Annotated in this window: 28 protein-coding genes; 11 read left to right on the forward strand and 17 right to left on the reverse strand. The window is 51.9% G+C overall.

All coding sequences use genetic code 11. The annotated features are described in order from the left end of the window. Positions 1-15 precede the first annotated feature (15 nt). The 6 genes from ybiJ to F0Q32_RS20225 all read right to left on the reverse strand — a co-directional run bounded on the left by ybiJ (position 16) and on the right by F0Q32_RS20225 (position 5,280). Positions 16-276, reverse strand: a complete 261-nt coding sequence (gene ybiJ / locus F0Q32_RS20200) for a DUF1471 family protein YbiJ (RefSeq protein WP_149464498.1) — start codon at positions 274-276, stop codon at positions 16-18. A 283-nt stretch (positions 277-559) separates the two neighbouring features. Further along, on the reverse strand, positions 560-826 hold the full coding sequence (locus F0Q32_RS20205) for a DksA/TraR family C4-type zinc finger protein (RefSeq protein ID WP_015965229.1): 267 nt from the start codon (positions 824-826) through the stop codon (positions 560-562). Positions 827-895: 69 nt separating this feature from the next. Continuing rightward, positions 896-1,573, reverse strand: coding sequence for a PKHD-type hydroxylase YbiX (ybiX, locus tag F0Q32_RS20210; protein ID WP_149464499.1), 678 nt, complete (start codon positions 1,571-1,573; stop codon positions 896-898). A 64-nt stretch (positions 1,574-1,637) separates the two neighbouring features. Beyond that, positions 1,638-3,926: a catecholate siderophore receptor Fiu gene (locus F0Q32_RS20215; protein WP_149464500.1), complete on the reverse strand. Its 2,289-nt coding sequence runs from the start codon at positions 3,924-3,926 to the stop codon at positions 1,638-1,640. Positions 3,927-4,239: 313 nt separating this feature from the next. Next, complete coding sequence (gene mcbA / locus F0Q32_RS20220; protein WP_149464501.1) at positions 4,240-4,503, reverse strand: DUF1471 family periplasmic protein McbA; 264 nt, start codon at positions 4,501-4,503, stop codon at positions 4,240-4,242. A gap of 159 nt (positions 4,504-4,662) precedes the next feature. Then, positions 4,663-5,280, reverse strand: coding sequence for a flavin reductase family protein (locus F0Q32_RS20225; RefSeq protein WP_149464502.1), 618 nt, complete (start codon positions 5,278-5,280; stop codon positions 4,663-4,665). 94 nt (positions 5,281-5,374) lie between these two features. On the opposite strand from F0Q32_RS20225, the gene rlmF reads away from it, so the two are divergent. Next, positions 5,375-6,301, forward strand: coding sequence for a 23S rRNA (adenine(1618)-N(6))-methyltransferase RlmF (gene rlmF / locus F0Q32_RS20230; protein WP_188016891.1), 927 nt, complete (start codon positions 5,375-5,377; stop codon positions 6,299-6,301). Here the strand turns inward: rlmF and ybiO are convergent. From ybiO to rhtA, 6 genes are all read right to left on the reverse strand, one after another. Further along, positions 6,298-8,517 carry a mechanosensitive channel protein gene (ybiO, locus tag F0Q32_RS20235; RefSeq protein ID WP_149464504.1) on the reverse strand — a complete coding sequence of 740 codons (2,220 nt, stop codon included), beginning with the start codon at positions 8,515-8,517 and terminating at the stop codon, positions 6,298-6,300. The genes rlmF and ybiO overlap by 4 nt on opposite strands. A gap of 222 nt (positions 8,518-8,739) precedes the next feature. After that, positions 8,740-9,462, reverse strand: a complete 723-nt coding sequence (gene glnQ / locus F0Q32_RS20240; protein WP_149464505.1) for a glutamine ABC transporter ATP-binding protein GlnQ — start codon at positions 9,460-9,462, stop codon at positions 8,740-8,742. Continuing rightward, a complete protein-coding gene (glnP, locus tag F0Q32_RS20245) occupies positions 9,459-10,118 on the reverse strand; it encodes a glutamine ABC transporter permease GlnP (protein ID WP_149464506.1) in 660 nt (219 codons plus the stop codon). Before glnP ends, glnQ begins: the two co-directional genes overlap by 4 nt. A 108-nt stretch (positions 10,119-10,226) precedes the next feature. Further along, positions 10,227-10,973, reverse strand: coding sequence for a glutamine ABC transporter substrate-binding protein GlnH (gene glnH / locus F0Q32_RS20250; RefSeq protein ID WP_015965205.1), 747 nt, complete (start codon positions 10,971-10,973; stop codon positions 10,227-10,229). 362 nt (positions 10,974-11,335) lie between these two features. After that, positions 11,336-11,839 (reverse strand): DNA starvation/stationary phase protection protein Dps, encoded by a 504-nt coding sequence (gene dps / locus F0Q32_RS20255; protein WP_149464507.1) that lies wholly within the window; start codon positions 11,837-11,839, stop codon positions 11,336-11,338. 115 nt (positions 11,840-11,954) lie between these two features. Next, positions 11,955-12,842 carry a threonine/homoserine exporter RhtA gene (rhtA, locus tag F0Q32_RS20260; RefSeq protein ID WP_149464508.1) on the reverse strand — a complete coding sequence of 296 codons (888 nt, stop codon included), beginning with the start codon at positions 12,840-12,842 and terminating at the stop codon, positions 11,955-11,957. 354 nt (positions 12,843-13,196) lie between these two features. Here rhtA and ompX point away from each other — a divergent pair, with 354 nt between their 5' ends. Further along, on the forward strand, positions 13,197-13,709 hold the full coding sequence (gene ompX, locus F0Q32_RS20265) for an outer membrane protein OmpX (protein WP_015965202.1): 513 nt from the start codon (positions 13,197-13,199) through the stop codon (positions 13,707-13,709). A 135-nt stretch (positions 13,710-13,844) separates the two neighbouring features. Here the strand turns inward: ompX and F0Q32_RS20270 are convergent, their stop codons facing one another. From F0Q32_RS20270 to F0Q32_RS20290, 5 genes are all read right to left on the reverse strand, one after another. Then, positions 13,845-15,428, reverse strand: a complete 1,584-nt coding sequence (locus F0Q32_RS20270; RefSeq protein WP_149464509.1) for a phosphoethanolamine transferase — start codon at positions 15,426-15,428, stop codon at positions 13,845-13,847. A gap of 280 nt (positions 15,429-15,708) precedes the next feature. After that, positions 15,709-15,834, reverse strand: coding sequence for a manganase accumulation protein MntS (gene mntS / locus F0Q32_RS20275; RefSeq protein ID WP_015965200.1), 126 nt, complete (start codon positions 15,832-15,834; stop codon positions 15,709-15,711). A 166-nt stretch (positions 15,835-16,000) separates the two neighbouring features. Continuing rightward, positions 16,001-17,041 carry a tyrosine-type recombinase/integrase gene (locus tag F0Q32_RS20280; protein ID WP_149464510.1) on the reverse strand — a complete coding sequence of 347 codons (1,041 nt, stop codon included), beginning with the start codon at positions 17,039-17,041 and terminating at the stop codon, positions 16,001-16,003. A 3-nt stretch (positions 17,042-17,044) separates the two neighbouring features. After that, positions 17,045-17,620: a PH domain-containing protein gene (locus F0Q32_RS20285; RefSeq protein WP_149464562.1), complete on the reverse strand. Its 576-nt coding sequence runs from the start codon at positions 17,618-17,620 to the stop codon at positions 17,045-17,047. A 12-nt stretch (positions 17,621-17,632) separates the two neighbouring features. Further along, complete coding sequence (locus F0Q32_RS20290; protein ID WP_149464511.1) at positions 17,633-18,214, reverse strand: phage repressor protein CI; 582 nt, start codon at positions 18,212-18,214, stop codon at positions 17,633-17,635. A 135-nt stretch (positions 18,215-18,349) separates the two neighbouring features. Here F0Q32_RS20290 and F0Q32_RS20295 point away from each other — a divergent pair, with 135 nt between their 5' ends. From F0Q32_RS20295 to F0Q32_RS20335, 9 genes are all read left to right on the forward strand, one after another. Beyond that, on the forward strand, positions 18,350-18,571 hold the full coding sequence (locus tag F0Q32_RS20295) for a hypothetical protein (RefSeq protein ID WP_001247709.1): 222 nt from the start codon (positions 18,350-18,352) through the stop codon (positions 18,569-18,571). Between the two features lie 30 nt (positions 18,572-18,601). Next, a complete protein-coding gene (locus F0Q32_RS20300) occupies positions 18,602-19,105 on the forward strand; it encodes a phage regulatory CII family protein (RefSeq protein ID WP_149464512.1) in 504 nt (167 codons plus the stop codon). 9 nt (positions 19,106-19,114) lie between these two features. Further along, positions 19,115-19,309 (forward strand): phage filamentation protein Fil family protein, encoded by a 195-nt coding sequence (locus tag F0Q32_RS20305; RefSeq protein WP_149464513.1) that lies wholly within the window; start codon positions 19,115-19,117, stop codon positions 19,307-19,309. Further along, positions 19,299-19,730: a hypothetical protein gene (locus tag F0Q32_RS20310; RefSeq protein ID WP_149464514.1), complete on the forward strand. Its 432-nt coding sequence runs from the start codon at positions 19,299-19,301 to the stop codon at positions 19,728-19,730. Before F0Q32_RS20305 ends, F0Q32_RS20310 begins: the two co-directional genes overlap by 11 nt. Then, positions 19,731-20,147 (forward strand): hypothetical protein, encoded by a 417-nt coding sequence (locus tag F0Q32_RS20315; protein ID WP_149464515.1) that lies wholly within the window; start codon positions 19,731-19,733, stop codon positions 20,145-20,147. 64 nt (positions 20,148-20,211) lie between these two features. Then, positions 20,212-20,442: a DUF2732 family protein gene (locus F0Q32_RS20320; RefSeq protein WP_149464516.1), complete on the forward strand. Its 231-nt coding sequence runs from the start codon at positions 20,212-20,214 to the stop codon at positions 20,440-20,442. Continuing rightward, positions 20,433-20,762 (forward strand): DUF3850 domain-containing protein, encoded by a 330-nt coding sequence (locus F0Q32_RS20325; RefSeq protein ID WP_149464517.1) that lies wholly within the window; start codon positions 20,433-20,435, stop codon positions 20,760-20,762. The genes F0Q32_RS20320 and F0Q32_RS20325 overlap by 10 nt, the downstream gene beginning before the upstream one ends. Then, positions 20,752-21,612, forward strand: coding sequence for a Dam family site-specific DNA-(adenine-N6)-methyltransferase (locus F0Q32_RS20330; RefSeq protein ID WP_149464518.1), 861 nt, complete (start codon positions 20,752-20,754; stop codon positions 21,610-21,612). The genes F0Q32_RS20325 and F0Q32_RS20330 overlap by 11 nt, the downstream gene beginning before the upstream one ends. Beyond that, entirely contained in the window at positions 21,609-23,630 is a 2,022-nt protein-coding gene (locus F0Q32_RS20335; protein WP_149464519.1) for a replication endonuclease, read from the forward strand. Before F0Q32_RS20330 ends, F0Q32_RS20335 begins: the two co-directional genes overlap by 4 nt. Positions 23,631-23,654 lie beyond the last annotated feature (24 nt).

A 23,654-nucleotide genomic window follows, 5' to 3' on the forward strand; every position in this document is an offset into this window, starting at 1 on the left:
AGTTAATTCTTTCGGTTATTTGTAGATAACCGCAGTACCGCTAACTTTGTTGTTGGTGTTAGCAGAGGTGATGCTGTAAGCAGATGCCCCAGCCGCTTCTGCTTTCGCAGCCAGTTTTGCTTCCAGACCATCCAGAGTTGATGCGCCTTCCGCAGAAACAACACCAATTTTATTCATGTTCTGAGCCTGAGTAGCACTTACCGCTTCAGCAGCGAAAGCACCAAAGGACAGAGTAGACAGGGCAATAGCAGCAACAGCATATTTGATAGTTTTCATTTTCAATCTCTCGCAGGTTATTTGTTAGGGGACGATGTTCTGTCGATGTGATGAGTATCACGTTTTATTGCGAAAGAATAAATCGAAGAGAATTGATAACCTTCATCAATAATTTTGAATAAGTATTAATTTACTGATTATTAATAAATTATTTTCGCTATGAATGGTTTCGGAGGGGGATAATAACCTGCTCGATGATTTAAGGCACTTTTTGCTACTTATTTAGCCGAAAAAGGTGGTCGTAAAGATAACCGTTTGCGCTGTATTTTCAGGTAGAGAACTGTCAACGAAGCTGGCTATCTTTCGATCCTCTGCGATTATATCCTGCAAATGTAGAGTTGTGTAAATCTTTCTCCTGCTGGCAGTTCACGCACAGCTGGACACCCGGAATAGCCTGCCGACGCGCCTCTGGAATCGGTTCCCCACATTCTTCACAAAATTTGGCGCTTTCGCCCTTCGGAAGACCACTTCTTGCCCGCGCCACCGCATCTTCAATGGTGCTGTCGATTTGATCCTGCACGGCACCGTCGTTTGCCCAACCTGAAGCCATTGTCCACCTCCTGATTATTTATTGAGCTAATTATACTCAATATGGGGGCGTCTCGCGTACAGACAAGGCCTAAATCTCAGACCACTCGCGCAGCAGGTTGTGATAAAGATTGAGCAACGACAGCACTTCTTCTGATTCACCGTGGCGGGATTTCAGCGTCTGAATGTTGCGGTCGAGGTCGAACAGCATCGCCCTGCGCTTATCGTCGCGAATCATCGACTGGATCCACATAAATGACGCGATGCGCACACCGCGCGTGACGGGGGTTACGCAGTGCAGGCTGCTGGAGGGGTAGAGCACCAGGTCGCCCGCCGGGAGCTTCACGTTGTGCTTGCCGTAGGTATCGTTGACCACCAGTTCACCACCGTCATAGCTTTCCGGGGCGCTCAAAAAAAGCGTGGCGGAGAGGTCGGTACGCATCCAGCCGCTTTGCGGGTGACTGCGCACCGCACCATCAACGTGAAAGCCATAGGTTTCTTGCTGCTGGTAGCGGTTAAACAGCGGGGTGGAGAGCGTTTTGGGGAGAGCGGCGGCGAAGAAGAGTGAGTGCTGATTCAGTGCGGCCAGAACTCGCGCCTGAAGCGTGGCGTAGAGCGGGCTCTGGGTGTCTATTTGCTGGTTGTTTTTCACCTGCGCACCCTGTGCGCCAACCGTTGCACGACCGTCAATCCAGGTCGCACGGTTGAGGTCCTCTGCCATCTGGTGAAGTTCATCGGCGGTCAGTACGCCGGGAATGTGGTACATCATGATGAGGGTCTCCTTGCCTGGAGCGCTGCGCTTATCAGAGAAGCGCAGCGCTCCCGCAATGTAATTAGAAATGCACGTTTGCCGTTAACAGGAACGTTCTCGGCTCGCCTGGATGGTAACGGTAGCCGCTCTTGTTAATCGAGGCGACATAATCCGTATCAAACAGGTTGTAGACGTTCAGCTGCAAATCGAGATTGCTGTTGATGCGATAGCCCAGCTTGGCATCTGCGACCCAGTAGCCTTCGGTGTAGGACGGCGTACCGACGGCACCATCGCTGCCACGGTGCATGCTGCCCACGTAGCGCGCGCCTGCGCCTACGGAGATATCACTTGTTGCCTGATACTGCGTCCACAGGGTAAACGCGTGTTCTGGCGTGTAAGGCAGGGCCGAACTTCCGTCCTGCGCTACGTTTGCGCCTTCCTGAATCGAGGCTTTTTGCTGGGTGTAACCGCCAATGACCTGCCACTCCGGGGTGATGTTACCCGCTACAGACAACTCATAGCCTTCAACGCGTTTTTTTCCATACTGCGAATAGGTACCGTCGTCATTCGCAGCGACTTCATTTTCGATATCGGTGCGGAACAGCGCGGCGGTCAGCAGCAGGCGCTTATCAAACAGCTCCCACTTGGTACCCACCTCACTTGTTTTCGCTTTTTGCGGTTTAAAGTCGGTGCGGTTGGCGCTGTTGCCCGTGCCGCCCTGTGCCAGCGCGAAATTACTGCCGCCCGGAGGCTGCTGGGAAATCGCGTAGTTGACATAGATATTGCCCTGTTCGGTCAGGTGATAGAGCGCACCGGCTTTCCAGTTCACCAGATTGCCGGATTTCGCCGTATCAATGGTTTTGATCGGTGAACCTTTCGGTGTACCGGTCGGACAGGCCAACGCACCACGGCCAGAACCGCCGCAGGCCGTCGAACTGTCATATTCGGTGCGGTAATTATCCAGACGGATGCCACCGTTCAGTTCAAAATCATGGGTGATTTGCAGCGTATCAAAGGCATAGATACCAAAGGTATCGGTCTGGCCATTGGCGTTCGCGCCGTTACGGTGCAGGCTGCCGACGTTGATATTGCTGTTCGGGCTGTAGATATTCACCGGCGGCGCGGTAATCGCCTTCACGCCGTAATTGGTTTGCGTCTCGCGGGTGAACTCTACGCCAGTGCTGATATCGTGACCGACCGCACCGGTATAAAACTTCGAGGTCAGGTTGGTCTGGTTGGTGAGGATCTTGTTGCTCACGTCTTTGGTGTTCGGCGTACGGGTCCAGGTCCAGCTTCCCACGTTGTTCGGGTCCGGCGTGGCGATATTGTTGGCGCCGCCCATTACCGCCGTCATCAGGTAATCCTGCTTCACGCGTGACCAGCGGGTGGTATTGCGAATTGTCGTGGTGTCACTGAAATCATGCTCGAAGCGCATGGTGGCAGTGTCGGTAGTGGAATCGTCGTAATCGGAATCCGTCCCGTAGAAGTTGCTGGTGTTCACCTTACCGGAACCGTTGAGGGCGGAGGTGGCCGCATTGGGCGCAGAGTAGCCCGGCAGACCGATAGTCGGGATACCGCCATCCGGGGTGTTGTGCTGGGTAACGTGCAGGTAGTTCAGGTAAAGCCGATTTTCCGTCCCTAATCCGAAGGCCACGGAGGGCGCAACGCCATAGCGTTCGTTCTGGACTTTATCGCGACCCGCGTCGTGGGTTTTCTCGCCCATCACGTTCAGACGCACGGCGGAGGTTTCACCGATTGCTTCGTTAATATCAAGTGTGCCGCGACGGAACCACGCACTGCCGATGCTGGCAGAGGCGTCGATCCCGGAGTCCAGGCGCGGCTGCTTGCTGATCATATTGATTGAACCGGTTGGCGCGCTGCGACCATAGTCGCTGCCCGAAGGCCCTTTGATCACTTCAACCTGCTCAGTGTTGAACGTATCGCGCGAGACGCTGCCGATATCACGCACCCCATCAACGTAAATACTGTTTGAAGTATCCGCACCGCGCATATAAATGGCGTCACCCGTCGATGAACTACCGTTTTCCCCGGCGAAGAACGCGCCTACCCCCGGCACGTTTTTCAGCGCATCGGTCAGGTTATTGACGCCCTGATCTTTTAACACCTGGTCGGAAATCACGGTAACGGTACGTGTCGTATCCGCAATCGGCCGTCTGAATTTCGGGTCGGCGGATTTTTGTGGCGCGTAGAGGGAAGGGGCCTGCGCCTCCACCACCAACGTATCGCCGGGTTTTTGATCTTTACTGTCTGCGGCAGCGGCCTGACCAACCGGGGTTAAGCCGATACACAGGCCTGTAAAGAAGGTGAGCGAACTAAAGCTGTTGAACGGTAAATTGCGATTATTATCCATATTAATGAGCGTCTTATAATTTTTTACGAGCTGTTTTTACGATGACAACAGGGCACTTCTTTGCTCTGGTCACGGCAGGTTTTACAAATACGTTTGATAATGATTGTGAGAAGCATTATCAAACGCGTAACTTTCTAACACTCATTTATGGAAAAATAAATACAATAATTTACATTTGCTCCTTTTTTTATACATAAGGCGCAGATTACGAGGGGATTTTCTCCTGCCAGCAGAAAAAAACAGCGTAAAGCGGGGAAAAATAGAACTGCCCGATGCGGGCGCTATCGGGCAGGGGAGTGGATGTGTGAAGCCATTATTTATAAATGGTCGCTGTGCCAAACATCTTGTTATTGCCACTCGCGGATTCCACGACAAAACCTTTTGCCCCCTCTCTCTGCGCTTTTTCCGCGAGTTTTGCTTCCAGATCGTCAAGCGAGCTGGCACCTGAGGCTGAAACCGTACCGGCCGGGCGGAGTTGCCCGGTGTTATCACCATCAAGGGGTTGCGGAGCGGCGACGGCAGAGAAGGTAACGACGGCAAACGCGCCTGCGACAAGCAGGGCGAGACTCTTCTTCATAAAAACATCCTCCAGTTACGACGGGGTAACCCAGTAAGTGTAGGCGGTGATGAAGAGGCTTTATCCGCAAAAAATCGTGCAAGATATAGGGCTTTTTTGAATGAAATAAGTTGACAAAATACTGACAAATCAGCCACATACAAGTAGCTGATTTTAAAGCTATCGGCGTGCGTCCGGGCGGATGAGATCGAAGCGGTGCGCTTCATCAATGGTGTAGTAGGCGGAGGGCCCACCGGCTCGCAGCACCGGTTTTGCGCGAGCGGTTTGATAGATGCCTTCTTCAAGCAGGGATTCATCAATATGAATACCAACAACTTCACCCAGCACCAGCCAGGTATCAATGGCTGCACCGTCCGCTGCTGTAAGCTGGATACATTGTGATAATCGACACTCGAAATTCACCGGGCTTTCTGCGACTCGCGGAGCACTCACGAGACGACTCGGCGCGGCGGTTAAGCCCGCGCGAATAAATTCATCTTCCCCGTGCGGTAACGTGGCAGAGGTCTCGTTCATAGCGACGGCAAGATCCTGCGTGGTCAGGTTCCAGACGAACTGTTTAGTTTCCATGATATTCTGCACGCTATCTTTCCAGCCGCTGCTGGCGAAGCCGATAATCGGCGGACGATAATTAAAGCAGTTGAAGAAGCTGTAGGGCGCGAGATTACGTTTTCCCTGCGCATCCTGCGAGGATATCCAGCCGATTGGGCGCGGCCCGACGATGGCGTTGAGCGGGTCATGCGGCAGCCCGTGTCCCTGTGAGGGTTCATAGAAATACATAGCGTACCTGTTATTTGCAAAGGTATTCCAGACTCCCTTATTTACCGCGCCGCCGTCAACGGGTATCTTACGCCGCTTAAGACAGGAGAAAGTCATGAATGCCCAAAAACCGGGTCTACACCCGCGTAACCGTCACCATAATCGCTACGACCTTACCGCACTGTGCCAATCGTGCCCGGAACTGCGTGAATTTATCACCCTGAATCCGGCTGGTGAGCAGACCATTAACTTTGCCGATCCGCAGGCGGTGAAGACCCTGAATAAAGCGCTGCTGGCGCATTTTTATGGCGTCAGTTCGTGGGATATTCCTGACGGTTTCCTGTGCCCGCCGGTTCCGGGGCGAGCGGATTACATCCACCATCTGGCCGATCTGCTGACCGATGAGAGCGGTAACGTGGTGCAGGGCGCGAATGTGCTGGATATCGGTGTGGGCGCAAACTGTATTTATCCGCTGATTGGCGCGCATGAGTACCGCTGGCGCTTTACCGGCAGTGAAACGCATCCCCAGGCATTTGCCAGTGCGCAGGCGATTGTCAGCGCCAACCCGTCGCTGACCCGCATGATCCGCCTGCGTCGTCAGAAAGATAATGAATCCATGTTCAACGGCATTATCCATAAGAATGAGCAGTACGATGCCACGCTGTGCAACCCGCCATTCCATGACTCCGCCGCAGCAGCGCGCGCCGGTGGTGAGCGTAAGCGCCGTAATCTCGGCCAGGATCGTAACGATGCGCTGAACTTTGGCGGTCAGCAGCAAGAGCTTTGGTGTGAAGGCGGCGAAGTGGCGTTTATCAAGAAGATGATTGCCGAAAGCCGCGACTACGCGCGCCAGGTGATGTGGTTTACCTCGCTGGTGTCGAAAGGCGAAAATCTGCCCCCGCTGTACCGCGCATTGACGGATGTCGGCGCGGTGAAAGTGGTGAAAAAAGAGATGGCCCAGGGGCAGAAGCAGAGCCGCTTCATTGCCTGGACCTTTATGAACGACGAACAGCGCCGTCGCTTCCTGACGCGTAAACGCTAGAGCGTCGGTTCCGCTGGCGGCAGCCCCGTGTCCGGCGGGGTAATGTTCCCGGGCGCGGGTAGCACCTGATAGGTCTGTACCGGCGGGCGTACGCCCGCGAGATCAAAGTGTTTTTTCACCATGCTGTCCAGCGCGAAGCGCACCGACCACTGTTTTAACGGCAGCGTGGTAAAGGTGACGCGCAGCGTAAAGGCAGTATTGGTGAGCCCGACAATGCCGGCAAACGACGGTTCGCCAATAATCAGGCCGCGAATATCCTCCATCTGCATTAATTCATCCACCGCATCCTTCAGGGCCTGATTGGCTTTTTCAGTTTCTTCATGACGGTCAACATCGTAGTTCGCCACCACGGAGCCAATGCCTCGCACAAAGTTGGCGAAAGTGGTTATCGATGACCACGGAATGATATGATACGCCCCGGTATCCTGACGCACGCCCACCGAACGAATCGACATGCGTTCCACTGTGCCCGTCAGCGGCCCGATGGTGACCAGATCACCGGTATTCATGCCATTCTCAAACTGAATAAACACCCCGGTAATAATATCCTTCACCAGGGTTTGCGCACCGAACGAAATAGCCAGCCCCAGCGCCCCGGCACCGGCCAATAGCGGTGCGATGTTAACGCCTATCTCAGAGAGCAGAATCATCACCGTGATGGTGCTGATCACCACCGCCAGCGCGTTACGGAACAGCGTCAGAAGCGTACGTGTGCGTGCGCTGGGCAGCGGTCGGCCATGAATATCCGAGGCCAGTCGGTTCTCAATCAGGCTGGCAAGCACCGTCCAGCCGACAGCGGAGAAGAAGAGAATTAGGGCGATGCGGATCAGTACATCCACCGTTTTCTCACCTGCTCCCTGATGCAGCCAGCTCCAGAAATCGAACAGTCCCCAGGCGCTGAGAAGCAGCATAATCGCCACACAGACAACCAGCGTGCGCGCGGTTTTCAGTGCGCCCGATAACCAGCCGTTAAGCCGTTTTTGCAGTTCCGGATAATTACGCTGTGTCTCCGGTGAAAGAGTGATGGTTTTGGCTATCCAGCGTGACAGGATGCCGGAAATAAACGCGGCGATGCCCATAATCGCCAGGCTTTTCACTGACGCGCCCATCATAAATTTCAGGCTGTTGCCCGGATCGAACAGGGAAAAGAAGAACAGCACAATGAAGTAAGCGCTCGCCAGCCAGTGCCACACCAGCGCAAATGCGCGGATGAACAGGCTGAAAAATGCCAGTGAGCGGTCGGCAACTTGTAGTAAGCCGTCGGTAATCGATTTTTTGTTATGAAAAATCAGATACAACGCCCACAGCGTAATAGACAGCATAATCACCACGTTCGCCATCGCGCCCGCCTGTACGTTGACTTGATTAGAGATAATCGGTACGGCGACCACCAGGCCGTAACCAATTAAACTGCTCAGCGCGCTAAGGCGTAAGTTCCAGTAATGCGCGGTTTGGTCACTGATGGCAAAGGGGCGAAGATCCGGTACCCGCGGGCAGAAGATCAGGCGCAGCAAGGCTTTGAAAAACTCAATCAGTGCAAAAGCATTGAGGAACAGACTTTGCTGGAAGGCGATGGTGCTGTTTCCGCCATTTAAATGGTCGCTCAGTAGCTGGCCGATAAACAGCGTCAGCGCCAATAGCAGTAAATCGATAATCAACGCGCCAGTGATCATCGCCGGAAGCTGCAACCAGTTGCTGCGGTCGCGGTTCTTGTGCCGTCCCCAGCGTCCCATCTTACGGTACAGCGGCAGGGCGCAAAGGCGCACCAGGCCATAAAAAGCAAAGACCAGCGCCGCCAGCATCAGAAAATGGGTCACCGCATTGAAGAAGGTCGCCGTGTGAAACGGTTTATGCGGCGCGGTAGAGATGTTGCGCCACAGCTGGGCGAAACGGGTAGAGAATTCGCCGCCGTAGTGACGCGTCACATCCGTCACGTTCTCCAGAACCGTTTTTTCCTCTTTCACATCCGGTGGCGTCAGGGTCGGCGCGGCTTCCGGAGGGGGCGTGGCGGCAGCGTGGCGTAGCTGTTCAATCAGCTCTTTGCGCGACGCGTCGTTTTCCAGCACATCGGCAAGTGCCGAATAGGCCGCTTTTTTCTGCGCGGCATCGGGCTCGCTGGCGGCGGTTTCGCTGGTGGTTGACGTAACGCCGGGGATAGTCACCGCTTGCAGCGGCGAACTGAAAAGGGCGAGCAAAAACAGCAGGATGTATGGCACGAGTCCCTCCGAAAGCAACACTCACAAAGGGATAAGTATAGTTTACGAGGGGAAGGGGGAGGGATTTTGGGAGAATACTGGTGTGGAATGTAAGACGGTGCGCGTTGTTGCCCTCACCCCGACCCTCTCCCACGGGGAGAGGGCGAAAAATCGCACCGGCCTCACCGCTTGCTCGGTCAGTTCCCTCTCCCTTGAGGGAGAGGGCCAGGGTGAGGGGGAAAATTACGATACGTGCTGCAAGAACTCCTGCAAGCGCTGGCTCGGCGGGTTTTTTACCAGCACCTGCGGGTCGCCATCTTCGGCAATACGGCCTTTATCGATAAAGATCAATCGCGATGCCACTTTCTCGGCAAAGCCGATTTCGTGGGTTACGATAACCATCGTCATGCCTTCTTCCGCCAGATCCTGCATCACTTTTAGCACTTCATGGCGCAGTTCCGGATCGAGGGCAGAAGTGGGCTCATCAAACAGCATCATCTTCGGTTTCACCGCCAGCGCACGGGCAATCGCCACGCGCTGCTGCTGGCCGCCGGAGAGTTCAGACGGATAATGATGCGCGCGTTCCGCCAGGCCCACTTTCGCCAGCAGCTCTTTCGCCAGTTTTTCCGCATCAGCTTTTTGCGCGCCACGCACGCGCAGCGGACCGAACATCACATTTTCCAGCGCCGTCAGGTGCGGGAAGAGATAGAACTGCTGGAACACCATCCCGGCTTCCTGACGAATCAGGCGCTCATCCACTTTCGGATCGTTAACCTTCAGTCCATCGACAATCAGATCGCCGCTGGTGATCTCTTCGAGCTTATTAATGCAGCGCAGCAGCGTGGATTTACCCGAACCGGAAGGCCCGATAATCACCACCACTTCGCCCTGTTTCACGTTGAGGTCGATATTGTGCAGCACCTGGGTCTGTCCGAAGTGCTTGGAAACGTTTTTAAATTCAATCACAGGATTTTCATCCTTCTTTCAAGAATGCGAAGCACGATGTTCAGCACCTGAGTAATGATCAGGTAAATCACACCGACGGCGGTCCAGATTTCCAGCGCGCGGAAATTACCGGCGATAATTTCCTGACCGCTGCGAGTCAATTCGGCGGCGCCGATCACAATGAACAACGAGGTGTCTTTGATGCTGATAATCAGCTGGTTACCCAGTGCAGGCAGCATACGACGAACCGCCAGCGGCATGATCACATGGCGAATGGTTTCGCGACGAGAGAGCCCAAGCGCAAGCCCGGCTTCGCTGAAGCCCTTGTGAATCGATAACACAGAACCACGGGTAATTTCCGCGATATAGGCGCCAGAGTTGATCATGATAGTGATCACGGCGGCGGAGAAGGTATCGATACGAATGTCCGGGAAGGCCATCGGCAGGGCGAAGTAGATATACATCACCTGAACGACAATTGGCGTGCCGCGAATCACTTCGATGAAAATCAGGGCAATGTGGTTCGAAATCCAGCCGCCATAGGTACGTGCTAAACCGGCCAACAGACCGATAACAATACCCCCGGCGAGCCCAAGGATCGAAATCCACAGAGTCATTTTGGCGCCATCCAGCAAAATTGGAATGGCCGGCCAGATGACGCTCCAGTCAAACTGCATAATGTGTTCCTGTTACCGTGGTGGAAGAACAATAGCCCACTAAAAGGGTGTGCTAAAAAACGTGCCCGGCGCGCAGTGCGCAACCGGGCACGGTAATCTCAGTCAATCTTATTTAGGCTCAGTACCGAACCATTTTTTGTAGATTTCGTTATAGGTGCCGTTTTCGCGCAGGGTTTTCAGCGCGCCGTTCACTTTTTCACGCAGCTCGTCGTTGCCTTTGGAGAACGCAATGCCGTAATCCTGTGCTTCCAGTGAATCGCCTACCGCTTTGAACTGGCCATTGCCTGCGGTTTTGATGAAATAGAGAATGTTAGGGGTATCGTGCAGTACGGCGTCAGCACGGTTAGTGCCGAGTTCCATGTATGCGTTATCAATGTTCGGGAACTGACGCAGATCTTTGGTTTTGATATTGGCTTTCGCGTAATCCACGGAGCCCGTGCCGCTCTTCACAGCAACCACTTTGCCGTCCAGATCTTTCACGCTTTTCACGTCGTTGTTGTTGGCTTTTACCATCACCAGCAGGCCGCTTTTGTAGTAACCGTCAGAGAAATCGACCGCTTTTTTGCGCTCTTCCGTGATGGTGATACCGGCCAGCGCCAGGTCAACGTTTTTGGTTTGCAGTGCCGGGATGATGCCGCTGAAATCCATTGGTTTCAGGGTGTAGTCCAGTTTCAACTCTTTAGCGACAGCGGCCCACAGGTCAACGTCGAACCCCACGTATTTATCACCTTGCTTGAACTCAAACGGAACGAACGCCGTATCGGTTGCCACAACCAGTTTTTTCTCAGCAGCTTGAGAAGAAACGGCAAATGCCAGGGTAAGTGCAGCCAGGGAAACTTTAAACAGAGACTTCATAACATTTCCTTTTATATCCACGGGGCAATCCCCTGCGAGAACGTACGAGCTATGAAAAAATCATGCCAACTTTTTAACTTATTGTTTTGCAACAAAAGAGAAAACGCGTGATGCACGATTTCGGCGTTCGCCAGATGACAACGCACCATAATGGGGCCTTTCTATGGTGCAGCATGACGATTTTGCGATTCATGCTGTTTTTTAACGCAAGTGGTGGTGATAAAACAATCTTTTATTAACGATTGTGTGAGGTGATTATTACAAATGGTTTACTTGAGCGAGGGTTTTTAACAGAAGGGTGCACCTGGATGGTGCAAACCCTCTCATCGGGGTGATGAGAGGGTCATAAGGATAACCTATGGTTATTCGATGTTAGCTTCGATGAACCACAGGAATTTATCCAGGTCACGGGAAGCAGCGGTCAGGATATCCGCAGTATCTTCGTCTTTCGCTTCTTCAATCGCTTTACGCACGTCGTTAGCAACGATGGCATAACGGTCAGCCAGCTCTTTCAGATGGTCCTGAACGCTGTGGATGTCGAGCGGGTAGCTTTTCAGCGGAGTTTTGCTGTTGATGACCTGGGTGGTGCCCAGCGCCACGCCGCCCAGCTGTACTGCACGTTCAGCCATGGTATCCAGATGATCGGTAAGCGCAGTCCTGAAGCCATCCAACATTTCATGAACGGCAATAAAGTTAGCTCCGCGCATATTCCAGTGGGCCTGTTTGGTAATCAGAGACAGGTCAATGAACTGGATCACCTGGCGATTCAGCAACTCGACAGTGGCTTTTTTCTCGCTGTCAGCGACATCGTTGCGGGTATAAAGCAGATTAGATGCTTTTGATTTGACCAGTTTAGCGGTACTCATAATCTCATATCCTCTTGATGTTTTGTGTTCCAGTATTAACTGGCAATAAGTATAGCACCGAGTTTGGGATAGAAAATTCTGACTCTGCCTATCGGTCTAATAGCGACATTAAGCTTTAACTCACATCAACTTTCTGGATTTTTGTTTCGCGACGCATGGTGAGGGTTGACCCCATCGATGCGGCAATAATGGCCGCCAGCGCCAGAGTTTGCGTGCCCGTCAGCGTTTCCCCGAGGAAAATCATCCCTGAAATGGCGGCGAGACCCGGTTCGAGGCTCATCAGCGTACCAAAGGTGCGGGTGGGCAGGCGCGTCAGGGCGAGCATCTCCAGTGAATAGGGCAGGGCTGTGGAAAGTACCGCGATGGCCAGGCCGACCGGTAGAATCGACCAGTGCCAGGTGACATCGACAGATTGCAGCACGCCCAGCGGCACGAAGATCATGGCGGCGATTAAGGAGCCCATCGCGACAGTCGCCGGGCCATGTTCTGCGCCTGCGCGTTGACCGCTGAGAATATAGATAGCCCAGCCTGCACCAGCGCCAAGCGCCAGCAGTGCGCCAGTAAGATCAACGTGGGCGACATCCTGCCCCAGCGGCAGCAGGAACCAGAGCCCAAGCACCGCGAGGATAACCCAGATAAAATCGACCGGACGACGGGAGGCGAACAGCGCGACCGCAAGTGGGCCAGTAAATTCCAGTGCAACGGCGATCCCCAGCGGAATGCGCTGAATAGAGAGGTAGAACATATAGTTCATCGCGCCCAGCGACAGCCCGTAGAAAAGCAGGGGAAGACGCTGCTCTTTAGCAAAACGCAGTCTCCACGGCTTAAAGACGATAACCAGAATCAGCGTGCCAAGTGCCAGACGCAGGGCAGTGACACCCGGAGCGCCAATTAACGGAAACAGCGACTTCGCGAGTGAGGCGCCGCTCTGGATAGAGAGCATCGACACGATGAGAACAAATACGGGCATCCATGCGGGAGATTTACGGAGCAAGCCAGACATCTTTTTCCTGTCAATTTGTGTCAAACGGAGTAAAAAAAGCAGTGTAAATGAAATACCAGGCTACGGTTGAGGAATTGTTGAAAAAAATCTGCCCACGACCCGTTAGAATGTCCTTAGTCGATGGATTATTAATCTGTCAAACTAGGAATTATCTGGAATAATGTGATGAAATCACTGTGTGATACTAGTCTGGTATTTCGGGAAAACCTGTGATGTTTGAATGAGATAACTCTGCCTGGAAATTTTTGGTTACATCAAAGACAGGGTTAGACATCACAAGTTCGAAAGAGTTTCCTAACAATTTTTGATATATTTAAAACTTACGGATTTACTTGAAGCACATTTGAGGTGGTTATGAAAAAAATTGCATGTCTTTCAGCACTGGCCGCTGTTCTGGCTGTATCCGCAGGTACCGCAGTAGCTGCAACTTCTACCGTTACTGGCGGTTACGCTCAGAGCGATATGCAGGGCGTTGCTAACAAAGCTAACGGTTTCAACCTGAAATACCGCTATGAAATGGACGACCAACCGCTGGGCGTTATCGGTTCCTTTACTTACACCGAAAAAGACCGTAGCTCCAGCGACAACAACTACCATAAATCACAGTACTACGGCATCACAGCAGGTCCTGCTTACCGTCTGAACGACTGGGCAAGCATCTACGGCGTAGTAGGTGTTGGTTACGGTAAATTCCAGACTGCTGATCTGCCGAACAAACACGACACCAGCGATTACGGCTTCTCTTACGGTGCGGGCCTGCAGTTCAACCCGATCGAAAACGTTGCTCTGGACTTCTCTTACGAGCAGTCTCGTATTCGTAGCGTTGACGTCGGCACCTGGATTGCCGGTGTTGGTTACCGCTTCTAATCACTTCGGTGATATGAAAAATCCGCCCTTGTGGCGGATTTTTTTTGCCTGCATTTTGCCGGGGGCGCTGCGCTTGCCCGGCCTACAGCTGCATCGATTCGTAGGCCTGATCAGCGAAGCGCCATCCGGCATGTGTTAACGGCTCTTTGTGGTAAACAGGTCCGTCCCCAGATGGTTGTAATCCACCTTCTGCAACTGGAAGTTGGTGATGTACACCGGCCCGGCTTTCTGTTCAGAGATAAAACGATAGCGCTGGCTAATTTCTTTCGCTTTGATGCCTGTCCACTGAGCGAAGAACCCAAGGAAATCATTCGCTGAACGACGCGCTTTAATCACTTTATGCGCTTTGTCATCACTCGACAGCACCATAAAGGGCACCTGGAAATTCTGCTGGAATTTATCGTCGTGCGCCAGGTACTGCACCTCTTTTCCGCGCTCCTTAAACGCCAGCCCGTGATCGGAGAAGTACACCAGCGAGAAGCTGTCGCCGCTGTTGCGTAGCTGATCGTACAGCTGGCGCAGCAAATCGTCGGTTTGCGTCATGGTGTAGAGATAGCAGGACGTCTCTTTCGATTGCACAAACACATCATACTTGCCGTGCGTGCGGTCGCAGGCCTGTGGGTGAGAACCCATCAGATGCAGCACGATAAGCTGCGGTTGAGTACGCTGTGACGCGAAGACCTGTGCGGTCATCTTCAACAGCGCGGTGTCCTGCGTATTCTTATCGGCTTCAAAATCGCCGCTTTTGAGGAACTGCACTTCATCTGCGCGTTTCGCGATGCTGGCGATGGCCGTGTCATACTCGCCGATTTGCCCCTGGTTGGAGAACCACCAGGTCTGGAAACCTGCGCGGTTAGCGAGAGTAACAAAGTTATCCTGATACTGTGGTTTGCCATCGACCACGCGGTTAAGGGTCAGTCCCAGGGATTTCTGCGTGGAACCGCTGGCGGCAATGTAATCGCTAAACAGATAGCCATTTACCGAGCTGGCAAACGGTGTGTTGTCCCAGTGGCCGCCAAACGCGCCGAGCGCATCGCGACGCGCGCTCTCGCCAATCACCACGACATAGGTGTGATATTTCGGCTTCACGGCGGTCACCGTCCAGGTATCCTTCATTTGCGCGAACTGCGCCATGCGCTGCTGCTCGTCAATCACCTCATTGTTGTTAACGATGACATCCTTCACGAAGCGAAATGCCGGGTAGCCGGTATCTTTGAATTTAAAAACGCCGCCCCATGCCAGGTTTTGAATCGGCTGCACGAAGAAGGTGCCGACGCTGAATATCAGACACAGGGTTTCCATTTTACCCCAGCGTTTTACCGGGCTGGCCTTGCGGCGCACGGCAATGACGCCAAGCGCAAATATAAATAACGCCACCAGATAGCTGTACCACGGGAAGATGGTAAACATCTCGGTAGATTCTTCGACGTTCGTCGAGTGCAACGCCAGCAGGGTATTAAAGTTCGGCGCACCGTAGGCCTGGCTGAACGGGAAATAGAGCGCCGCCACCAGTGAATAAAGACCCAGCACCACTTTCTGGACTGTTGGCGCGGCTCGCCACACTAAATGGAGCACGCAGGTAAATGCCACCGCATACAACAGGCTGAAGGGGTAACCCAGCGCCAGGTTGATCAGCAGTGATTGCAGGAAATAGAGGCCCGTCCACGGACTCAGGGTAATTCCACGGGCGGCGAGAGTTTCTTTCAGCGTGACATTCATAAACCGCAACTATAAAAACGCCATGTGCGTCCCCTGGCGTCAAGGGGCTTTTTGCCGGACATTATTGCGTAAAGAGAAGGGGGAGCTCCGCATCTGCGAGCCGCAAAAGTGCAGGGCCGCACGAAGATAAAGCGCGCGCTGTTTTTGGTCAACTACCCATAACAAAATGTTTTGCGAAGGCGCTTACAAAAGCGGAATAAATGTGGGGTTTTTGAGCATGACAGGGAAATCTGCCAGAGAAAAATGACAAAAAAATGAAGCGGCGTACCGCGACGCCGCGTTAGTTAGGTTTGTTGTCCTGCTGGGGTTTGCTGTTGATCATGTCGCACAGCATGTTAACCAGCATTAAGCGGACTTTGAAAGGAGAGTGACTAAACACGCGTAAACACCTCTTGAATTCGTTCATGGTAACCTCCTGCTTTTGCGCTCGTCGTTCCGTGATGAGTGATTGCATTACATACAGATATAGCACAGGCTATATTTTAAAGCATCAACTATGTTCAAAAATCAGTGACTTATAAGGTTATCAATGGGTTAGAGATGTAAGTAATCGGCAGTATTAGTCAGTATTTCTAAGTTGTAGCGACATTTTTGCGACATTTCAGAGGGTTGAGGCGAGCCGCTTCTTCAAGGTGGTTAGGCGCAAAATGGGCGTAACGCATAGTCATCGTTATGTCAGCATGACCAAGGATTTTTTGTAGTACGAGGATGTTGCCGCCGTTCATCATAAAATGGCTGGCAAACGTATGGCGTAAAACGTGGGTAAGTTGCCCGGCAGGTAATTCAATCTGTGCCCTTTCTAATGCAGAACGAAAGGCGTTGTAGCATGAGTCTGGGAATAGTGATCCGCTTTTTTCGGGAATTTCTGCCAATAGCTCTGCATCAAGGGGGATTGTTCGGTTTTTCTTTCCTTTGGTCTTAACAAAAGTAACTTTCCCGGCTGCTATTTGGGAGCGTCTGAGGGTTGCGGCTTCGCTCCACCTTGCCCCTGTGGCCAGACATATTTTTACAACGAGTTCTAAATACTTCACTCTGCTGCGGCGGCATTCGGTTAGTAAACGATCAATCTCTTCAGCAGAGAGAAAGGCCATTTCTGTTTCGTCAGTGCGATATTGCCTGACATTTTCCAGCGGATTAGGTGGTGACCATTCACCAATTCGCTTAAGCTCGTTGAACATGGCCAAAAAGTACGCATGTTCAAGGTTCATTGTTTTTGGTGATACATGGCTGACACGGGTAGTCCTGGCGAAATGGCCATCTAATCGTTTAGCGCGGTATGCGGTGAACAGTTGCGCTGTGAACTCCGTAGCCAGAGGGAAACCCATACATTCAGAAGCCCAGGTCATTGCATCCTTGCGTTTAACTCCATTACGCAAAGCAACACCATGCCGCTCATACCACATTTTAATCAGATCCAGCAAAGTTCTACTGTCTTTGCCTTCACCAAGCCATGGGGAGATTTCAATTTGCTGGAGTTTGTAATTCTCATAGGCCAGCGCTTCCCCTTTCGTGGAGAATTTTTTGCGGATGCGTTTGCCGTTCTTCCCATTACTTCGGTCAACGGTGTAGAAGTCAGCAATCCACTGGCCATTTGTTAGTTTTCTTACGGACATAGATTAGCCGTTTAAAATCCGTTGCTTTTGTTGCTGAAATTCTTCATCAGTTAAGATTCCTTCTTCCTTCATCTCTGCAAGGCGTTCGATTTTATCCATTACGTCATCAAAGGAAGGCTTTCCCGTACTTTTAGGCGCGGGAGTCTCGACGCTTACTTTCGCGTTGGTAATGCTGTTTCGAGTTTCATTAACGAGGTTGGTAAAGGGGATAACAGAAGACTTAATGACATTTTTCACGGTGTAATTCTGACCGCTGGTAGAAATCATGATCTCCCCAAATATCAGGCCCGTTTTTCCGCCGACGCCAACAATATTATGTAGATTAACATCGACCTGTTTCACACCAAAAATCATACCCTTATCTAAGAATATGACTCGTTGGTTGGTAAGTGTTATAAGCCATGTGTTCCCATCCATCATGCCGCTGGCAATTGCAAGTGGTTGCTCACCGGAATTCAGTACTTCAGGGAGGTGGAAAAATTCTTTTTTTGTTCCAAAAGGTGTATCAGATACAACCGCAGCTAAACGCTTCATTTCCGCTTTTAACTGGTCTTTAGAAGCTGTTTTGTAGTCTAACATCATGAAATCCTTTTATTTTATAGTTAGTGTCACTCGGCCTAAAATTTTTATATCGTCAATAGAACAATCAAACGCCATACCAACGCCGCTAACTCTAACCTTCCCTATGGGAATGCGGGTTAGTGTTCTAACGCTTGTTTTCCCCTCGATCTCGACCAGCCAATCATCGTCGTAAACTTCAGAGAAAGACCGATCAATTATGTATTGCATAAGGCCGTCTATTACGCACATTGGCTTCAACGGGAGCGGCTTCCCCGGTAGGAACGTGACCTTATCAAGAAGAAATGAGCCAGCGTCATACAACTTTCCATCAACAATTTTGCTGCGTGGAACTTTGAGAATATCCAATTCTTCATCATCAAACTTACGCCCCCGCCCAGTGGCCAGCCATTCCAGGTTAACCCCGGTTTCTGCGATGCATTTAACAACGATATCGGCTGGAAAAACCCCGCGCTTATAGCGAGAAGAAAGGGAACTAGCGGCCATATCAAGATGTTCCGCGAGCTGTAACTTTTGCGTAAACCCGTAAGCCTCAATAACCCTGTTGAGAATAGGGGTGCTATCTACGTTAAGGTCGATTTCAAATGTGCTCATAGCGAATCCATAAATCTCGATTCGAGAATTTGTCATTGACACTTCTCGAATCGCGAATTAATCTGGCTCCATGTTTTGAATGTTGCCTTATATAACCCTGTATTGCCGTACAGGTTAACCTGTGGAGTTTGCCTTATGCGCCCGAACATTACAATCATCATCCCTGAGCCATACCTGCCTTTAGACGAGTACTGCCGCCGTACGGGTACTAACAAAGAAACAGCCAGAAACCTGATCGAGTACGGGAAGTTACCTATCAAGCCGAAGGGGAAGCAGAAAAAAGGGCTGGTTGAAGTCAATATGGCCGCGCTTACCATTCAGGCATTAAGCGAATGTGATATTTCGCTTAACGCGTAATCCATCCTACGGATTAGGAAAACGCAAACAATGTTTGATTATCAGACTTCTAAACATGCGCATTTTGATGCCGCTTGCCGAGCGTTCGCTCTGGCGCACAACCTGGAAGACGTGGCAGCTGCTGCGGGAATGAAGCCGCAAATGCTCCGCAATAAGCTGAATCCGGCACAACCGCACCGCCTTACCTGTGATGAGCTGCTGGCTATCACTGATTACACGGAAGATGCGCGTTTACTGGATGGGCTTCTGAGCCAGATTAATTGTCTGCCATCCGTTCCGGTGAATAACGCCACTGACGGGAATATGCAGTATTGCGCACTCACAGCTACCGCCCACGTGGGCGCGATTGCTGGGCAAGCGGTATCAGGCGAGACCATGACCGCTGAAAACAAAAATCAAATTCTTGATCGTGCTCGCGATGCTATCCGCAGCCTTTCGGTGCTGGCGTATACCGTCGAGAGTCGTTTCCATTCCGTGCCGGTGCTGGCTACCACGTTCGATATCGTGGCAACCAACACAACTGGCCTTTTCTGAGGGAGCACCATGAAAGCATTTGTTACCTATCTGAAAAAACCATCACCGCCAATGCAGCTGGCCAGCGGTTCAACGGGCTGGATTGAGCTGCCGAACGGCCAGCGCTGGAATCCATCGCACAGCCATAAATTCAACGCCTGCCAGCCGCGCCGCCCGTGGTGGTTTCGCCTGATGGGGCTGGTGAGGGGGCGTTATGGCCATTAGCCAGGAACAGCAATTGCGCGGGTTGAAAAATCTGGAGCGCATACGCCGTAAGCACTTCAGCACTCACAGTGACGCGGCGGATTGGTGGGATAAGTTAACACCAGACTGGCGCGGGGTAGTTCTTCATGCTGCCGCTATCAATTCAGGTTCGGGCGCATTTAAAGCGCATTTAAGTAAGTGCTGTTGGCGGGAGTTATTCGAACGTCTGGATTATCGCGAAATGATCCAGTTGCGCCAGGGAATTTCCCGCGCTCGTTTGACGCTTGGCGGTTTTGGTTCATTGCGTGATTCCGATTTCTCACGCCGCACAGCCGACAGGCCAATTAAAACGGCCAGACCAATACGAAGTAACAATGGTGTGCAAATGGTGGTTGCGCCTCAAATGGTCAGCCGGATGTTAGAGCAGCAGGAGGGTAAATAAGTGGGCATCATTTCAGTAAACAGCCAGTTGCTGGCTGAAGAATTTGCGGCGTGGGCTATTCCGATGAACTACGCGCATCTGTTCGTTGATAAAAACATTGATAAAGCTGGTCGCATTTCGCTGCATCCGTTCTTCTTTAACGATACCGAACACATGACTAACTCGCGCCACTGGCTGGCGATAAACGCTGCTTTCTGGTGCTGCGTATACCGTGAGGCGGAAAGCGAACGTAACAAGATTGAAGCGCTGGCGGGGATTCGTGCTCTGTTCTATACGTCCGGTGCGCTGGGTGTTGGTGAGGTTAAAGCAATGATCCAGGAATGGTGGCGCACAACCTACGCGCTTCATCGCGTCGCCGCCCCGAACTATTCAGCGGTACGAAATCAGACCGCATTTTCCACACCCGAACTTCACTAATTAACCCTTAGTTTTTGGCCGCGTATTACGTGGCCGGGGATTCTTTTGCCTTGAGGAAGCCAAAATGGCCAATATTCGAAGAGATTTAACTGTTTCTGCCCCTGCAACCAACTTTCAGGAAATGCTGAAAATTGCCGTTCAGGACGGTAAAGCCGCAGCATCCGAGCTGTTTTCTACCCGTCTGGATAAGCTGGCCACTCATGCGGCCACTGAAGGGCTTAACGCTGCTGAAATTATTGAATTGCTGCGTGAAGAGTCTGTGACTTTTGGTAAAGGCGGTGCAGCATGGCAGTAAAAATTCATGCGGTAAAAATTGCGCCAAAATATCTTGATGCAGTAGTGGCTGGTCAGAAAAAGGCTGAGCTGCGAAAAAACGATCGCGGGTACAAAACCGGTGATGTTCTTTCACTGTGTGAGTGGAAGCACGGGAAATACACCGGGCGTGAGTGGGCGGCGGTTATCACCCATGTTTTGCCTGTAAATGAAATTATCGCTGCCACCGAAAACTGGGCGGTTTTGTCCATCCGTTCACTGTCGCCGCTTGAAGTGCTGGAATACATCATTTCAAACGGTGTCACTGAAGCGTTAGCTGGCGGAGGTCAATATGGCCGTTAAAACTCCGCTTAAATGGGTGGGCAGCAAAGCCCGCCTTATGCCTATGCTGCGTCCGCACCTTCCAGAAGGTAAACGCTTGGTTGAACCGTTCGCAGGTTCCTGCGCCGTCATGATGAATACGGATTATGACGAGTATCTGATCGCAGATGTGAATCCTGATCTGGTTAATCTTTATAGGGCGATGGCGTATCACACTGATACGCTGCTGAATGAGCTGGAGATCCTGTTTACTGCCAGTTCGTTAGGTGATGAAGAAAGCCGTGCCGTTTTCTATTACGCAGTGCGTGATGCTTTCAATCTTTCTGGTGGTAAGGCCGGTTCTGAATCTGTTGAAAATGCTGCGCGTTTCCTGTACCTGAATCGCCACTGCTTCAATGGCCTGTGCCGGTATAACCGCCGAGGCCAGTTCAACGTCCCGTTCGGTAAGTACAAAAAGCCTTATTTCCCCGCTGATGAAATCCGCGCCTTTGCTGAAAAAGCGAAACGCGCAACGTTCATTACTGCCCACTATTCAGAAACGCTCGATTTGGTTCGAGACGGGAATGACGTTGTTTACTGTGATCCGCCTTATCTGACTGATGCCGCCAATTTCACCGCTTACCATGAACGTGGCTTTTCGCACATGGATCAGGGGCGGCTGGCGCGTAAGCTGCGCCGTCTGGCTGAACGTGGGATTCCGGTTGTCGCGTCAAATAGCGATCTGGAAATGGTGCATTACCTGTACGCAGGGTTTAACGCCGTAAAGGTTAATGCGCCTCGTAGTGTTGGTGCGGCAGCTGCAAGCCAGAAAACGGCGGCAGAGCTGATTCTTAAATGGCATTCACCCGCTACATCTGAGGCCAGCGCATGACGCTGGCAATAAACGAACAATGCTATACCGTTGATGCCTGGAGGCGGGAAACATTCGCGCCAGGCACGCCGGCAGACGCGACGATAACAGAGCGCCGCCTGTGGGCCGTTAACCCCCAGGATTACGACTTTAGATCACAATACCTTCGTGAAATACCCGACTGGTTAGCCGGGTATTTTGGCAATCGTTACGAAAAGCTACTGGCTGGCCGTGACGGGCGTCGCCGTGCCAATACATTCCTGCGTAAAACTATCGGCGGGAATGTATTGCCACGCCTGCGCAAAGTAGCCGCACGCTACAAATTAGCGTCTGACATTTCAGATCTTCCATTTGGCAAGGCGTTAGGTCGCCTGCCGTCTCTTGAGCGTTCGGACATCAAAAAGCTGGCCGGGCAGGTATCACGCTGGATTGCTCAATCTCTTTACGAGTTCACCGATCGGTTTCAAACGGGAACGAATGACGATGCGGAGTTACACCGGAGAACACTGGAAAGCTACCGGCATTTGTGCGCCTGCTCGCTGCTGCTGAATAACCAGCCTCCCTACTGGGCTGAACATAATGCGAATAATGGTCATCTGGAAATGCGTAAGGCGGAATCCGGCATTTTGCGCCTGTTAGCACCTGAATGGTGGGTTTTACGGCTGAAGCGTGCGCGAGATATGCAGCGTGAGCATCTGGCCATAGCGGTGGGGCAGGTACAAAAGGCCGCGACAGCCTATGTGTCGCGCAAAACGCTGGGAGAGTGGATAGAACAGAAAAAACGCAACCTTGAGTTTTTTAAAAAATTCGACCTGCTGAATGATGAAGGGCTGCGCATTGCACTGGATAGCATGGTGCACCGTAGTGTTGCCAATCCTGCAATTCGTCGCTGTGAGTTAATGGTAAGAATGAGAGGGTTTGAAGATATGGCCAATGAAGAAGGACTAGCTGGAGAGTTTTACACAATCACTGCGCCGTCACGTTTCCACGCTGTACACAGCAAAGGTGGTTTTGTCTCGCAATGGGATGGTTCTACCCCACAGGACACCCAACGCTATTTATGTGGCGTATGGGCTAAGGCACGCGCGGCCATTTCCCGCGCTGGTATCCATGTTTTCGGCTTCCGGGTTGTGGAACCGCATCATGATGGAACCCCACACTGGCACATGTTGCTTTTTATGCGTCCGCAGGATGTAGGCACTGTTAGAGACATTCTTTGCTATCACGCCCGTATCGCTGATTCAGAAGAGTTACTGACACCACATGCGCTTAAAGCGCGTTTTCACGTTGAGGCTATCGATCCGGCGAAGGGTTCTGCCACCGGTTATATCGCTAAATATATTTCCAAAAATATTGATGGTTTTGCGCTGGATGGCGAAAAAGACGAAGAAACGGGGGAAAACCTGCGAGATATGGCCAAATCCGTATCTGCATGGGCATCCCGCTGGCGGATTCGCCAGTTTCAGCAAATTGGTGGTGCGCCGGTCACGGTCTGGCGTGAGTTACGCCGCTTGCGTGATCAGGTACTTACCGATAAGAAAATGGATGCTGTGCTGGCCGCTGCTGATGTGGGGGACTGGGCTGCTTATACGCTGGCGCAGGGTGGTGCGCTTGTTGCTCGCCGTGATCTGGTTGTTCGTCTGGCCTATGAAATCACAGAGCAGGGTAATGAATACGCAGAAGATGTTCAGCGTGTTCAGGGTATCTATTCACCCCATATTCCAGATTCTGAAGTATGTACGCGCCTGGTGAAGTGGCAGAAGGTCGCGAAGTTGGCCGAAGCGTCAGCGGAGGCAGGTTTTGACCTTGACCTTAAACACCCTTGGAGTTCTGTCAATAACTGTACGGAGGGTGGAACCCGCAGGCGATTAAAACTGGATCTCCAGCGTCGGGGTTTTGAAGGTTCCGACGATGAAATAGCCATTCTGAGACGCGGCAGCGGCTTAATATTTGGTCGAAATGTGCTTTACCTGGTGAATGGCAGGCTCGAAGAAAGAAGAAGTGATCCGCGAGATGAGCAGTGGCCTGGCTGGTCGTAGCTTTGTAACTATGTGAAATATAAC

The organism is Pseudocitrobacter sp. 73 (genome assembly GCF_008369545.1).
Taxonomy (GTDB): domain Bacteria; phylum Pseudomonadota; class Gammaproteobacteria; order Enterobacterales; family Enterobacteriaceae; genus Pseudocitrobacter; species Pseudocitrobacter vendiensis.

What these genes read in the sequence shown, in the direction of transcription:
- ybiJ (WP_149464498.1), bottom strand. Translation starts at nt 276, where the DNA reads ATGAAAACTATCAAATATGCTGTTGCTGCTATTGCCCTGTCTACTCTG.
- F0Q32_RS20205 (WP_015965229.1), bottom strand. Translation starts at nt 826, where the DNA reads ATGGCTTCAGGTTGGGCAAACGACGGTGCCGTGCAGGATCAAATCGAC.
- ybiX (WP_149464499.1), bottom strand. Translation starts at nt 1,573, where the DNA reads ATGATGTACCACATTCCCGGCGTACTGACCGCCGATGAACTTCACCAG.
- F0Q32_RS20215 (WP_149464500.1), bottom strand. Translation starts at nt 3,926, where the DNA reads ATGGATAATAATCGCAATTTACCGTTCAACAGCTTTAGTTCGCTCACC.
- mcbA (WP_149464501.1), bottom strand. Translation starts at nt 4,503, where the DNA reads ATGAAGAAGAGTCTCGCCCTGCTTGTCGCAGGCGCGTTTGCCGTCGTT.
- F0Q32_RS20225 (WP_149464502.1), bottom strand. Translation starts at nt 5,280, where the DNA reads ATGTATTTCTATGAACCCTCACAGGGACACGGGCTGCCGCATGACCCG.
- rlmF (WP_188016891.1), top strand. Translation starts at nt 5,375, where the DNA reads ATGAATGCCCAAAAACCGGGTCTACACCCGCGTAACCGTCACCATAAT.
- glnP (WP_149464506.1), bottom strand. Translation starts at nt 10,118, where the DNA reads ATGCAGTTTGACTGGAGCGTCATCTGGCCGGCCATTCCAATTTTGCTG.
- glnH (WP_015965205.1), bottom strand. Translation starts at nt 10,973, where the DNA reads ATGAAGTCTCTGTTTAAAGTTTCCCTGGCTGCACTTACCCTGGCATTT.
- dps (WP_149464507.1), bottom strand. Translation starts at nt 11,839, where the DNA reads ATGAGTACCGCTAAACTGGTCAAATCAAAAGCATCTAATCTGCTTTAT.
- rhtA (WP_149464508.1), bottom strand. Translation starts at nt 12,842, where the DNA reads ATGTCTGGCTTGCTCCGTAAATCTCCCGCATGGATGCCCGTATTTGTT.
- ompX (WP_015965202.1), top strand. Translation starts at nt 13,197, where the DNA reads ATGAAAAAAATTGCATGTCTTTCAGCACTGGCCGCTGTTCTGGCTGTA.
- F0Q32_RS20270 (WP_149464509.1), bottom strand. Translation starts at nt 15,428, where the DNA reads ATGAATGTCACGCTGAAAGAAACTCTCGCCGCCCGTGGAATTACCCTG.
- mntS (WP_015965200.1), bottom strand. Translation starts at nt 15,834, where the DNA reads ATGAACGAATTCAAGAGGTGTTTACGCGTGTTTAGTCACTCTCCTTTC.
- F0Q32_RS20280 (WP_149464510.1), bottom strand. Translation starts at nt 17,041, where the DNA reads ATGTCCGTAAGAAAACTAACAAATGGCCAGTGGATTGCTGACTTCTAC.
- F0Q32_RS20285 (WP_149464562.1), bottom strand. Translation starts at nt 17,620, where the DNA reads ATGTTAGACTACAAAACAGCTTCTAAAGACCAGTTAAAAGCGGAAATG.
- F0Q32_RS20290 (WP_149464511.1), bottom strand. Translation starts at nt 18,214, where the DNA reads ATGAGCACATTTGAAATCGACCTTAACGTAGATAGCACCCCTATTCTC.
- F0Q32_RS20295 (WP_001247709.1), top strand. Translation starts at nt 18,350, where the DNA reads ATGCGCCCGAACATTACAATCATCATCCCTGAGCCATACCTGCCTTTA.
- F0Q32_RS20300 (WP_149464512.1), top strand. Translation starts at nt 18,602, where the DNA reads ATGTTTGATTATCAGACTTCTAAACATGCGCATTTTGATGCCGCTTGC.
- F0Q32_RS20305 (WP_149464513.1), top strand. Translation starts at nt 19,115, where the DNA reads ATGAAAGCATTTGTTACCTATCTGAAAAAACCATCACCGCCAATGCAG.
- F0Q32_RS20310 (WP_149464514.1), top strand. Translation starts at nt 19,299, where the DNA reads ATGGCCATTAGCCAGGAACAGCAATTGCGCGGGTTGAAAAATCTGGAG.
- F0Q32_RS20320 (WP_149464516.1), top strand. Translation starts at nt 20,212, where the DNA reads ATGGCCAATATTCGAAGAGATTTAACTGTTTCTGCCCCTGCAACCAAC.
- F0Q32_RS20325 (WP_149464517.1), top strand. Translation starts at nt 20,433, where the DNA reads ATGGCAGTAAAAATTCATGCGGTAAAAATTGCGCCAAAATATCTTGAT.
- F0Q32_RS20330 (WP_149464518.1), top strand. Translation starts at nt 20,752, where the DNA reads ATGGCCGTTAAAACTCCGCTTAAATGGGTGGGCAGCAAAGCCCGCCTT.
- F0Q32_RS20335 (WP_149464519.1), top strand. Translation starts at nt 21,609, where the DNA reads ATGACGCTGGCAATAAACGAACAATGCTATACCGTTGATGCCTGGAGG.